The organism is Bartonella sp. AP58NXGY, assembly GCF_042195785.1.
Classification (GTDB): domain Bacteria; phylum Pseudomonadota; class Alphaproteobacteria; order Rhizobiales; family Rhizobiaceae; genus Bartonella.
Genome location: NZ_JBHIOY010000072.1, coordinates 1 through 1348, shown reverse-complemented (window position 1 = coordinate 1348; position 1348 = coordinate 1). Strand labels below are relative to the sequence as shown.

The window sequence follows — 1348 nt, the reverse complement described above, 5'->3', positions numbered from 1 at the left end:
TTTAACATCCATACCAACACATCTTTAATGAAAATGACAGATCCCTTTTAAAATAGAAATATTCAACAACATATCCAATCATTCCCCATGATCTCCAGCGTATTACAAAGTTCTTGAACACTATGCAAAACGCTGAAGTTATTATGATTTCATTTTTGTTGTATTTTACAATATTTAAAGACACACTTATTTTTCAATTTTACTATAAAAAATTTGTGGCGCACTATTCCAAACCCACTTTTTGATATCAGGTGTCATCGCGATAACGCTATATTTTTGAAAGATAAACGCATAAGGTCCTTTTTGCATAAGTTCACGTTGTAAATCAGCATAAAGTTGCGCCCGTTTTTGCGAATCTTTTTGAAACAATGCCTCTTCAACTTTTTGATTCATCTCAGCATCAAAATACCCATTCTGCCAACTAGGATAAGCGGTATTTTTTGCCTCAGACCGATTATCCGGATTATAAATAAGACGTGAAGCCATGGTATGAGGGTCCGCAGAATCGTTATTCCATCCGATAAAAGTCGTATCAAAAGCCCGTGCATTCACTTTTGAAAACAACTGTGTACCAGCCATCCGTTCAATTTTAAGACGCACCCCCGCCTTTGCCGCACTGTCTTGAAGCGACTGAGCAAGTAACAGCGTATAAGGGGCATTTGATACAAGAAAATTTGCCTCAAAGCCATTCGGATAACCAGCCTCTGCTAAAAGCTGCTTGGCTTTTGCAACATCAAATCTAAAGGGTTGCCCTTCTTTTTCATCCAAAGCCCCAAAGTTACCAAGAGGAATAAAACTCGCCCGTGGAACACCAACACCTTTGAGAAGTTTCTTGCCAAGACCTTCATAGTCAATAAGATAACGCATCGCCAAGCGTACTTTTTCTTTAGCAAAAATGGGATTTGTCATGTTAAATCCCCAATACATCATGGATGGCTCTAACACTTCTTCGATTTTAACATCTGTTGTTTTTTGCAGATCTGCAAGATCTTCAGGGGACAAATCACGAGCAACATCAATATCGTGCTTTTGCAACAATAAACGTTGTGTTCCAGGCTCCATAACATGGCGAATGAGAATCTGCTTCAGTTTAGGGGCTTGTCCCCAGTAGTGGGAACTTGCACGTAACAAAAGAGCTTCTCCAGGACGCCAACTGCTTAACTGATAAGGACCAACACAAGCAGCATGACTCTTCAAATACTGATTTCCCAGATCGCCATCTTTTTCATGCTTCATAATTGTCTCACGATCAAGCAAAGCTGTTGCCGGATTTGCAACAATATTATTAAGGATAAGCTCTGCTGGATAAGGCTTATCAAATTTCATCACCACTGTTTTTTCATCAGGG

Annotated in this window: 1 protein-coding gene; it reads right to left on the bottom strand. The window is 39.4% G+C overall.

Annotated elements, in window-relative coordinates:
* Window positions 1–186: 186 nt before the first annotated feature.
* The coding region (locus tag ACFINC_RS09480; protein ID WP_375617047.1) for an ABC transporter substrate-binding protein at window positions 187–1348 on the bottom strand (1162 nt) is incomplete at its 5' end.